This window comes from Pseudomonas sp. GM24 (assembly GCF_000282235.1).
In the GTDB taxonomy this organism is placed as follows: domain Bacteria; phylum Pseudomonadota; class Gammaproteobacteria; order Pseudomonadales; family Pseudomonadaceae; genus Aquipseudomonas.
This window is the reverse complement of the sequence record NZ_AKJR01000392.1, coordinates 69,955-80,957: the sequence shown is the minus strand read 5'-3', so window position 1 is coordinate 80,957 and position 11,003 is coordinate 69,955. Positions and strand designations below refer to the sequence as shown.

General features: G+C 60.7%; 9 protein-coding genes. All 9 read right to left on the bottom strand.

What is annotated here, in order from left to right; all coding sequences use genetic code 11:
• Positions 1-23 precede the first annotated feature (23 nt).
• Positions 24-1,424, bottom strand: a complete 1,401-nt coding sequence (locus PMI23_RS28885; RefSeq protein WP_007916092.1) for an APC family permease — start codon at positions 1,422-1,424, stop codon at positions 24-26.
• Positions 1,414-3,801, bottom strand: coding sequence for a TonB-dependent receptor plug domain-containing protein (locus tag PMI23_RS28880; RefSeq protein WP_007916091.1), 2,388 nt, complete (start codon positions 3,799-3,801; stop codon positions 1,414-1,416). The genes PMI23_RS28885 and PMI23_RS28880 overlap by 11 nt, the downstream gene beginning before the upstream one ends.
• Positions 3,802-4,229: 428 nt before the next feature.
• Entirely contained in the window at positions 4,230-4,895 is a 666-nt protein-coding gene (locus PMI23_RS28875) for a sulfite oxidase-like oxidoreductase (protein WP_007916090.1), read from the bottom strand.
• A gap of 148 nt (positions 4,896-5,043) precedes the next feature.
• A complete protein-coding gene (locus PMI23_RS28870) occupies positions 5,044-6,099 on the bottom strand; it encodes a substrate-binding domain-containing protein (RefSeq protein WP_007916089.1) in 1,056 nt (351 codons plus the stop codon).
• A gap of 23 nt (positions 6,100-6,122) precedes the next feature.
• Positions 6,123-7,148 (bottom strand): ABC transporter permease, encoded by a 1,026-nt coding sequence (locus PMI23_RS28865; protein ID WP_007916088.1) that lies wholly within the window; start codon positions 7,146-7,148, stop codon positions 6,123-6,125.
• Positions 7,141-8,697: a sugar ABC transporter ATP-binding protein gene (locus PMI23_RS28860; RefSeq protein ID WP_007916087.1), complete on the bottom strand. Its 1,557-nt coding sequence runs from the start codon at positions 8,695-8,697 to the stop codon at positions 7,141-7,143. The genes PMI23_RS28865 and PMI23_RS28860 overlap by 8 nt, the downstream gene beginning before the upstream one ends.
• Positions 8,698-8,705: 8 nt before the next feature.
• The gene (locus PMI23_RS28855; RefSeq protein WP_007950374.1) at positions 8,706-9,377 is read right to left on the bottom strand and encodes a methionine ABC transporter permease; all 672 of its coding nucleotides are present in this window, start codon (positions 9,375-9,377) and stop codon (positions 8,706-8,708) included.
• A complete protein-coding gene (locus PMI23_RS28850; RefSeq protein ID WP_007916081.1) occupies positions 9,374-10,174 on the bottom strand; it encodes a methionine ABC transporter ATP-binding protein in 801 nt (266 codons plus the stop codon). Before PMI23_RS28850 ends, PMI23_RS28855 begins: the two co-directional genes overlap by 4 nt.
• The gene (locus PMI23_RS28845; protein WP_007916079.1) at positions 10,171-10,980 is read right to left on the bottom strand and encodes a MetQ/NlpA family ABC transporter substrate-binding protein; all 810 of its coding nucleotides are present in this window, start codon (positions 10,978-10,980) and stop codon (positions 10,171-10,173) included. Before PMI23_RS28845 ends, PMI23_RS28850 begins: the two co-directional genes overlap by 4 nt.
• Between the last annotated feature and the right edge of the window lie 23 nt (positions 10,981-11,003).

The window sequence follows — 11,003 nt, the reverse complement described above, 5'->3', positions numbered from 1 at the left end:
GAATCCATAATCGACTCAGTCTGTCAGGTCGATGTATCACGCAAGACACCTCGGTCGGCCCCCTCTCCCTCCGGGAGAGGGCTGGGGTGAGGGATCGCTTTTAAACGGCTCAACCCGGCCAATAGCACGGCACCAACCAGCAACACTCCAATCCCAAAAAACGCCCCAACCCCCACCACCGTCACGCTGGAATACAGCATGTACAGGCACAACCCGAAGAACAGCAACGGCAACAGCGGATACAACGGCACCTTGACCGGCCTCGCCACCTCGGGAAAACGCCCCCGCAGAATAATCAGCGCCACGCTGCTCAAACTCAAAAACAACCAATAAACCGGGGTCAGGTATTCAACCATGGTGTTGAAACCGCTCTGGGTAAAACTGCCAAACAGCACCAGCAGCAACGCCACCGCACCTTCCGCCAGCAACGCTTTGCGCGGCACACCATGCCGATCGTCCCAAGCACCGAAGCTGCGCAGTTGTGGCACATCGCGCGCAGCAGCGTAAGTGGTGCGAGCGCCGACCAGCAGCGTCGAGTTGATGGTCGCAATCGCCGCGATGCCGACCATCAGCAAAATCAGCATGACACCCGGTGCACCGAAAGCACGGTTCAACAACTCAACCGCCGGTGCATTGCTGGCGGCCAGTCCAGCGAATCCCAAGCCCTGAACGAACGCCCAATTGAGCGCCAGATAGATCGCCATCAACACGCTCAGCGCACCGAGCATGGCAATGAAAATCCCTCGTCGCCCATCGCGAACCTCTGCCGATAATGTCGCCGCATCGCTCCAGCCGCCGAACGCCAGAAAGACGAAAATCATCGCCGCCGAAAACCCGGCCATACCGGTGTTTTCCGCGACGGGCGCAAGACTCGGCGCAGTCGCTTCGATACCTTGCCAGGCCAAAAAAACGCCGGCACTGGTAATGCTCAAAAAACCCAATGCCAACAGTCCCACCAATAAGGTCTGGGTGAGAAAGCCAATGTGCTTGCCGGTGAGATTAAGCAGCACCAATGCCGCAATCACCACTGCGGCAAACAACCCCGAGCCGTACTGCCCCAACGGCACCACCGCATCGACGTAATCAGCAAACATGAACGCAGACAAGGCGATCCACCCGGTGTGCATCACCGAAAACCGCGACCAGGCGAACAAGAATCCCATACGCTCGCCATACGCCGTGCGCAGAAAGTGATAATCGCCGCCCGGGTGCGGAAACGCCGTGGCCATCTCGGCAAAACACAGCGCGCCAATCATCGACGCGACACCGCCCAGCACCCACACCAGATAGAAATGTTCTGGCCCGACGTTGAGGGCTACAGTCGGCGCGGTTTTCAGAATATCGGTAGTGATCACCATGCCCAGTGTGATCAGCAACGCCTGAAACACCGGCAGATGCCGCCCCGGCCCCGCGTCAGAAACCATAGGTAGCGCGGGCGTAGTAGTAGGCGCCGTTGGTGCCGATTGGCGAGAGCACGTCGTACGGCAGGTTGCCGCCGTAGTTGATCGCCGAACCGGAACGTTCCGGGTAGTTGTCGGTGAGGTTATTGCCGCCTACGGCAATGTTGAATTTCGGCGTAAATTTGTAAGCCACTTCGGCGTCCAGTTGCCACACCGCGCCATAGGTTTGCTCGGGCTGCGAGTCGCCGAAATCGAACACCCGGGTGGTCTCGCCCTGGCGCGTCAAGCGACCGAGCAAGCCCCAGTGTTCACTGGCCCAGTTGGCGGAAAAGATGAAGCGATCCTTCGGCGCAGCATCAGTCAGGGTGTTGGTTTCTTCAACGCCAACGAGGGCGTCGTTGCCGATGCCCAACGCCGTCAATTGCGACGGCGTGCCTTTGGTGCTGGTGACTTTGGTGTGGTTGTAGGTGTACGCGGTGGTCAGGCCCAATTGCCCTTCGTAGAACGGCTGATGGTAGTTGAGCACCAGTTCGGCGCCGTGGGTGCTGGTGTCGGCGGCGTTGGTGAAGAAGTTGACGTCGTGCACGCCAGCAACGCCGAAGTTGTCGTTGATGTAGTTTTCCAGGGCATCGCTGCCAATGCGTTGCGACAGGGTGATGCGGTCTTTGACGTCGATGCGGAACACGTCCAGGGATGCATCGAAGCGTTCATTCAACTGAAAGGTCAGGCCGAGGCTGAAGTTCTTCGAGGTTTCCGGATCGAGCTTCTCGGCGCCGAGTGCGCGGGCGATCGGGTCGTTGACCGAGAGCACGCGGATGTCGGTCAGCGTGCCGCCATCGCCGAAGTTGCTGGTGGTGTTCTGGAAGCCGCTTTGGGCCAGCGACGGCGCGCGGAAGTTGTTCGACACCGCACCGCGCAGGGCCCATTGCTCGGTGAGTTTGTAGCGACCACTGAGCTTGCCGGTCAGTTTGCTGCCGGCATCGTCGTAATGCTCCCAGCGGGTGGCGGCGTCGACGAAGAAGCGCTCGGTGAGATCGCCGGACAACTCGACGTAAGTACCGAACACGTTGCGATCCAGATCCGACTCTTCGCTCGGGCGCAGGCCATTGGCGCCGTCCGCTCCGGAGCCGATATACGAGGCCTCGTCACCGGCGTAGGTCAGGTAATTTTCGTAGCGGTATTCACCGCCCACCGCCAATACAAAGGAGCGCTCGCCGAGGCGCAGTTCGCGGCTGAAGTCGAGGTTGGTGGTGGTCTGGCGCAGCTCGTAATCGCCGGTGTCGAACTTCGTCGGCGAGTCTTCGCCGAGACTGACGTTAAGCGTGCGCCGGGTCGAGCCATCGAAGCGGTTGCGGCCGTGGGTAACGCTGCTGTCGAAGTCCCACTCGTCACCGAGCAGGCCTTTGAACCCGGCGGTGGCGGAGACGTCTTTGTTGTCACCGAGCGATTGCGGCAAGTAGCCGTTGGGGTAGAACTGCGGCTGTTCATACGGATAACGATAGAACTCAGCGCCGGTGGTATGGCGCTGGTTATAGGTGCCGAAGCTGTAGGCTTTGCCGCCGGCCAGCGGCAGTTCACTGTTGAACCAGAGGTTGACGTCACGCGCAACGCCGTCGCCCATCACATAGTTGCGCTGACCGGGGCTGTCGGCAAAACCGTCGAAACCGGAGCGGTTGGTCGGATTGCGATCTTTGTATTCGGTGCCGCCGCGGATAAACCCGCCCTCTTCGCCCAGGCGCGTGCCGATCTTCGCCGTGGTCACGCTGTTCTGGCCGTCGGTGGTGGTCTTGTCGATGGCGTCCTGATGGGTGTGATAGGCGCCATAACTGGTAGACACCTCGCCGCCTTCCGGCGCGTCATCCAGGATGATATTGATTACCCCGGCAATCGCGTCGGAGCCGTACTGCGCACCGGCGCCGTCGCGCAGCACTTCGATGCGTTTGATCGCGCTGAGCGGGATCGAGTTGAAATCCACGGGTGCGGTACCGCGCCCGATCTTCGACGAGTCGTTGACCACCGCTGACGTATGGCGACGCTTGCCGTTGACCAGTACCAGCACCTGATCCGGGCTCATGCCACGCAGTTGCGCCGCGCGCACGTGGTCGGCGCCACCGGAGTTGGATTGGCGCGGCAGGCTGAAGGATGGCAATAACGTCTGCAACGCCGCGCCCAGTTCACCATCAGCGGCGCCGGCGGATTTCAGGTCTTCGGCGGTGAGCACGTCGACCGGCACCGGAGAGTCGAGCACGGTGCGCGAAGTACCCCGGGTGCCGGTGACCAACACGGTGCCGAGTCGCGATTCGCTGTCGGCGCTGGCGGAAGTTTCTTCTGCGTTGGCCGGAAGTTGCCAGATGGCGGACACGACAGCAGCCGCCAATAATGAACGGGAACGGTGATGCATATAACAGCTCCTTGAATCGCAGTTAATACCCGGCCGTTACCGACAATAAAGTTCGGCAAGCAATGCGCGGCAATGTCTGCTGTAGTTTTGGATTTCTGGAAGGCAGTGAAGGCTTGTTTACGGTGAGTTGCAGTTTCCCCAGCGTGAGACGTTTCCCCTTGAAAGCCGATGCTAGACGAGCTGCCGCAACTCGTAAAAGAACCAATAACGCTTAGGTTAGATCGCTCTAAAGGATTGTTCTTAGTTCAGCAGAAGTGTTGCTGAGCCAACACTTCAACCAACTAAAAACAATTTTTAGACTGAAATACGGTTCCCTGTAGGAGTGAGCCTGCTCGCGATAGCGGTATATCAATAAGAAAGTTGTCAACTGACACACCGCTATCGCGAGCAGGCTCACTCCTACAGTTTTGATCTGCATCAGACGCTACTTAGTCGAAGGCTTTCTCCAGCCAGGCATCCTCTGCAATATCCAGTTCATCACCACTGAATCGCTGTTCGGCAAACGGATCGGCGTGCAGGTGAAAGCCGTTCTGCTCCCAGAACCCCGGCTGTTCCTGTTCAACAAATTCCAGCCCGCGCAGCCACTTTGCGCTCTTCCAGAAATACCGCCCCGCCACCACCAACCGTAGCGGCCAGCCATGTTGCGCGGTCAGCGGCTGGCCAGCGTAATGGGTGGCCAGCAGACTGTCGGAGTGCAACAGATCATCCAGTCGCAAGTTGGTCTGGTAATCGTGATCGGCATGGGCCATGACGAACGCCGATGTCGGCTGGAGATCGAACGCCTGCAACAAATCCTGCAGATGCACCCCACTCCACTCAGTGTCGAAGTTCGACCAGCGTGTCACGCAATGGATGTCGCAGCGAAGTTGCCGTTGCGGCAGTGCCTGCAGGTCGGCGTAACGTAATTCGATCGGTTGTGCGAGCGTGCCGAACACCCGCAGCGACCAGTTGGCAAGGTCATATTCCGGTACTTCGCCTTCGTGGAGAATTGGGAATCGCTCCGTCAGCACTTGGCCTGGGGGTAGTCGATTGCCGTACGCCGGATCCGTCGTCGGTGAACGGCTTTTGCGTATGCGTGCAGCTTTGTTGTGCATAGTCGCTCCAATTTCAAGGGTGCCCCCAATCTCCTGTAGGCCTTCGCCTGCTCGCGATAGCGGTGGATCAGCCGGCAACAATGTTGGATTCAAATCCGCTATCGCGAGCAGGCGAAGGCCTACAGGGGATCGTTGTCGGTAGGAAGATCTAGTTGGCCACCGGAATCCACGACGCCCGTGCAACATTCGCGGTATCACCAAAACTCGGTAGCTTCTGCGCCAGATCACGCACGTTTTTCACATCCAGATCCAGCAACTGCTGACGGGTAATCAGCGTCGGCGGCACCAGCACCTGATGCCCCGGATTTTCCCCGGCAATCAACATCGCCAGACTGCGCACACTTATTGCCCCGGCCACTTGCGGATTGACCGCTGCCGTCGCCGCCCAGGCGCTGTCCGGCTCTTTCATGATTTGAATATCGGCAGTGGAAATATCGGCGCTGTAGATCTTCACCTTGCTCGTCAGCCCAGCCTCGTCGACAGCGATTTTCGCGCCTTTGGCAAACTCATCGAACGGCGCAAAAATCACGCTGATGCCCGGGTTGGCGCGAAGCACGGCGCTGGCCTGATCCGCCACCGAGTTGGCAATCGGTGGATTCAGCGTGCCAAAGCGCGCCTTCTCGACGATCCCCGGATTGGCTTTCTTGACCTGACTCCAGATCTCGTCGCGGCGCTCCATCGGCGTAAATCCACTGATGTACACGTAGCCGGCATCGAACTTTGTGCCGTTGTCCTTGACGGCTTGATCCAGCGCCAGACGCGCCAGCGCATGGTGATCCTGCTCGACCTGGGTTACTTGCGGGGTGTTCAGATCGACATCGAAAGCGACGACTTTGATGCCTTTGGCGATAGCCCGGTCAATCGGCGCTTTCAGTGTTTCGGCCAGGCCGAGCTGAACGATGATGCCGTCGACGCCCAGATCAATCGCCTGATCGATCATCTCGCCTTGACTCGCCGCCTGCTGCCGGGCATCGAATACGCGCAGGTTGGCACCCAGCGCTTCGGTCTGTTTTTCCACGCCACGCAAGTACGCCTCGGGGAAGTCCCCAGAGAACAAATAACCGACCAATGCAATCTGCACCTGACCTTTGTCGAACGGCGCCGGCGCGCCGGGCAAGGCTTTGGCCTGAGCGCTCAGCGCCAAGGCCGAGAGCAACGCGCCGGCGAGGCAATGACGGGCAAATTGTTTGATTGAACCGTGCATACAACTTCCTTGAACGAAGCGGCTCAACGCGCCCGATGCGCGAGGCCGAACGTGAACATCAGGGCCAGCACCAACACCAGTCCCTTGACGAAATCCTGCGCGTAGTAAGGCGCGTTAAGCATGGTCAGACCATTGAGCAGCGCCGCCACCAGCAGCGCACCGATCAGAGTGCCAAAGGCATTGGGCTTCTTCGCGCCGAGTACGGCAAAACCGATCAGCGCCGCGCCGAGAGCATCCAGCACCAGGCCATTGCCCGAACTGACGTCGCCGCGACCCAGCCGCGCGGCCAGCAACAATCCCCCCAGCGATGCAAGTAGCGCCGAGAGCACGTAAGCCAACAACTTGAAGCGCTGCACCGGCGCACCGGCCAGTCGCGCCGCTTGCTCGTTGCCGCCAATGGCATAGAACAAACGACCAATGCGCGTGCGTTCGAGAAACAGCCACACGGCTAAAGCGACCACAGCGGTAATCAGCACCGGAATCGGCACCACCTCCCACAACCGCCCGCGCCCCAGCGCAAGAAACGCGGCACTGAACGTACCTTCGGTTTCCTCGCCACTGGGCAAGGTCATGCCCACTGCAATCGAGCGTCCGCCCGTGGGAATCAACTGCACGCCGATCACTAGGAACATGCTGCCCAGCGTCGCGAGAATGTCCGGCACCCGCAGTTTGACGATCAGCCAGCCGTTGAGCAGCCCGACCAGCGCGCCACCCGCCAGACTGATCAACACCGCCGGCACCGCACCCCAGCCGAGCACGACCATCACGTAACTGGCGATCATCAGGCTCATCGCCGCCACGGCGCCAATCGACAGATCGAGGCCGCCGACGGCCATGGTCAGCGTCACGCCCAACGCCAGCAGTGCGACAATCGACACCGATTGCAGGATGCTGAACAGGTTGCCGACGCGCAGGAATGCCGGCTCGGCAACACTGAAAAACACCACGATCAGCGCCAGCAGCCACAACAGGCCGTAGCGGATCAGCACATGCAGCAGACGTTCGGCGCGGGCCGGCTCGGTCGATAACAGTGAACTTGAATCAGGCACTCGCTCTGCTCCTTGGCGTGGCTTGAGGGGAATGTTCGGTGACGTCGCTGCCGGCCAGTGCCGCGACCAGATCAGCACGATTGAGGCCGGCGCGCGGGTACTCGGCGACCACGGCGTGATCGCGTACCAGGAGGATGCGGTCGGCAATTTCCAGGGCTTCATCGACATCGGCGCAAATCACCAGCGTCGCCCGGCCCTTGGCGCTGTCGCGCAGCAGTTGGCCGATGTCGCGGCGGGCGCGCACGTCGACGCCTTGAAAGGGTTCATCGAGGATCAACACCCGCCCTTCGCCGAGCAGCCAGCGGCCGAGTACGACTTTCTGTTGATTGCCACCCGACAGTGCGCTCATCGGCACATCGATGCCGGCAGTCTTGATCCCCAGCGTTGCTACTTGCGCGTTGACCGCTGCTGCTTCAGCGCGGTTGCGGATGAAACCGCCGCGGGTGAAGCGTTCAAGAAACGGCAAAGTCAGGGTGCGACGCAAAGAGAAATCAGCTACCAGCGACTGACTGGCGCGATCTTCGGCCGCGAAGAACACCCCGCTTTGAATGGCTTGGCGCGGTGAGTCCGCACGCCAGTCCGCGCCATCCAGTTGCACCCTGCCCGAGGCCGCTTTACGCAGGCCGAACAACACCTCGGCGATTTCACTTTTACCGGCGCCCAACAGGCCGGTCAGCACCACGACTTCATTCTCGTGCAGGCTCAGATCGAACGCGGCGGAGCGCGACAGGATTTGCATGGCGCTGAGCTTCATCACCTCGCGCCCGGCCAAGCGCGGCTGGTAAACATGTTCGGCCAGCGCCTGTCCCAGCATGGCACTCACCGCTTCGGATAATTGCCGCGCCGTGAACTCGCCCGCGAACTGGCCATCACGCAGCACAATGGCGCGATCCGCTACGCGTTGCAGATCGGAGAGTCGATGGGAGATGTACAGAATCGCCACTCCACGACTGCGCAAGGTGTCGATCAAACCAAACAAGCGCTGCGCCTCGGCATCGGCAAGCGCCGCCGTCGGCTCATCCAGAATCAGCAGGCGCGGTTGCAACGCCAACGCGCGAGCGAGCACCACCAATTGCCGTTCGGCCTGACCGAGATGTTCGATCGGCTGCTCCAGCGGCAAGGTCAAACCCAGCCCGGCGGCGATGCTCGCGGCGCGTTCCAGCAGGCGTTTGCGATTGAGCCAGAAGTCCGCGTCCGGCTTGCACAGTTCATCGAGCAGGAGGTTCTCCGCGACGCTCAACCCCGGCGCAATGCCTTCATTGATCTGCTGATGCACCGCGACAATGCCGAAGCGCCGCGCCGACAGCGGTGAACTGAAATGCCGTGGCGCGCCTTCCAGCCAGATCTCGCCCGCGTCGGCGGTCTGGCTGCCCGCGAGAATCTTCACCAAGGTCGACTTGCCCGCGCCATTGGCACCGAGCAGCGCCACCACTTCGGCGGGATAGATGTCCAGGCTGACCGCATCCAGCGCCCGGCTCGCGCCAAATATTTTGCTCAACTCTCGTACACGAATCAGCGGCTCACGGGCCACAGCGACCGGCACACTCATACAATTCCTTAGCGGCGATGCGCCAGCGAACGAACCAACCGATCGCCCAGGCTTTGCACGCCCTGAACGAGGATCACCAACACCACCACCGTGGCGACCATCACTTCATTGTTGAAACGCTGATAGCCGTAACGGATCGCCAGATCACCAAGCCCACCGCCACCGATCACCCCAGCCATCGAGGAAAAACCGATCAGCATCACCAGCGTCAAGGTGATCCCGGCCAGCAACGCCGGCAGCGCTTCGGGCAGCAACACCTTGAAAATCACATGACCGATGTCGCCGCCCATGGCGAGGATCGCTTCAATGCGACCCTTGTCGACTTCATCCAAAGCGTTTTCGACGATGCGTGCGAAAAACGGAAACGCGCCGATGGTGATCGGCACCACAGCGGCGGTGCTGCCCAGCGTTGTGCCGACCACCAGCCGCGTCAGCGGGATCAGGGCGATCAGCATCACCACGAATGGCAGTGAACGGCCGAGATTGACCACGCCACCCAGCACCGCATTGAGGCGTGGCATCGGCAGCAGTCCATCGCGTCGACTGATAAACAGCAACACGCCCAGCGGCAAACCGATCAGCAGCGTGAACAGCCCTGCGAGCAGGACCATGTACAGGGTTTCACCGGTGGCGTTGAACACCAGTTGCAGGATTTCATCCCAATTGACCGTGCGGTTCATGAGTGCGCCGCCCTTACGCCGTATTGCTTGAGAAAACTCAGGCCCGGCTCAGCGTGGCCCAGGGGCAAGCCGCAGGTCGGGCGCAGCGAAGCGCCGAGTTGTGATTGCGCATCGGCCAGCAGCCGTGGCACCGGCCCGGCCTCGACCAAACGTCCGTTGGCCATGAACGCGGCGTGATCGCAGATCGACTTGACCACCTCCAGTTCATGGGTGATTAGCACGATGGTTACGCCAAGTTGCCGATTGATGTCGCGCAGCAGTTCGAGGATCGACGCGGTGGTTTCCGGGTCGAGCGCGCTGGTGGCCTCGTCCGATAACAGATAGGCCGGCTCAGCGGCGAGGGCGCGGGCAATGCCGACGCGCTGTTTCTGCCCGCCGGACAACTGCGAGGGAAAGGCCTGCGCCTTGTCACTCAAGCCAACCAGCTCCAGCAGTTCGCGGACCCGTACGTGGCGCCACGGCTTGCCCACCTTGGCGATCTCCAGCGGCACCGCGATGTTGTCGAACACCGTGCGTGAATGCAGCAAGTTGAAGCCCTGGAAGATCATGCCGATGCGCTGGCGCTGCTGGCGCAGTTCGCTGACCGAAAGCGTCGTCAGATCGATGCCATCGAGCAAAATGCGCCCGCTGTCCGGACGTTCGAGCAGGTTGAGGCAACGCAGCAGCGTCGACTTGCCCGCCCCGCTACGCCCGAGAATCCCGTAGACCGCACCGTCGGGAATGCTCAGCGAGACCTGATCGAGTGCCGGTTGCGCGGCCGAAGGATAAGTCTTGCTCAACTGCTCGACGGCGATCATTGCTTGCCGCCCGCCACCGGAATCACCGAGCCGGCGAAGTTGTCGGTGATGTATTTGGCGACCTCGGGCGACGTCAGGTCCTTGGCCAGTTGCGCGATACGCGGGTCGTGTTCGAGCTTGGGCGTGGTCACCAGAATATTGGCGTAAGGATTGTGCTCGGCTTTCTCCAGGCCCAAGGCATCCTTGGCCGGCACCAGGCCTGCATCAAGCGCGTAGTTGCCGTTGATCACGGCCAGATCAACGTCGTCCAGCGAGCGTGGAATCTGCGGCGATTCGATTTCGAGAATCTTCAGCTGTTTCGGGTTCTCGGCGATGTCCTTGGGTGTTGCCTGATCGGCCGCCGGGTCGTTGAAGCCGGGTTTGAGTTTGATCAGGCCATTGTCCTGCAACAGGTACAGCGCTCGGCTCAGGTTGGTGACGTTGTTGGGCACGGCGACCGTGCCTTTTACCGGCACGTCGGCGAAGCTTTTGTGCCGGTGCGAATAGATGCCCAAGGGTTCGATATGCACCGTGGCCGCCACTGCGAGTTTCTCGCCGAGGGCCTTTTCCTGGGATTTCAGGTACGGCAGGTGCTGGAAGTAGTTGGCGTCGACATCGCCGTGTACCAGCAGCTCATTGGAGTTCACGCCGTTGGGGATCTCGATGACTTTGAGGTTCAGTTGCGGATCGATCTTCTGGATGTACGCCAGAATCTGCGCGTGGGGCACCGGGTCGGCAGCCACACGCAGCGGCTCCAATGCCTGCGCACCGAACGACGTCACCAGCGCGCCGAGCACGGCCAGGGTCAAACCTGCTTTCTTGATCATGTGCAAAGTCCTTGAGCGGTGGT